Origin of the sequence: Flavobacterium sp. A45 (genome assembly GCF_002001005.1) — a bacterium.
Classification (GTDB): domain Bacteria; phylum Bacteroidota; class Bacteroidia; order Flavobacteriales; family Flavobacteriaceae; genus Flavobacterium.
On sequence record NZ_MUNX01000056.1, the window covers coordinates 1 to 216 of the forward strand.

The window sequence follows — 216 nt, forward strand, 5'->3', positions numbered from 1 at the left end:
AGGAACAAGATTCCCAGGAGCAGACGGTTGTACGGCAGATCAAGTGTTGAACTTGACTGTAACGCCAAAACCTGCAGATATAGTAACGAATCAAACCATTTGTTCGGGAGAGACTTACAGATGGAACGGTACGGATTATACAACGAATCAGACAGGAACAAGATTCCCAGGAGCAGACGGTTGTACGGCAGATCAAGTGTTGAACTTGACTGTAAC

The 216-nt window shown here is 45.4% G+C and carries 1 protein-coding gene; it reads left to right on the forward strand.

Annotation, left to right across the window (positions count from 1 at the left end; genetic code table 11):
• On the forward strand, positions 1–216 hold a 216-nt coding region (locus tag B0E44_RS18740; RefSeq protein WP_165688763.1), incomplete at both ends, for a hypothetical protein.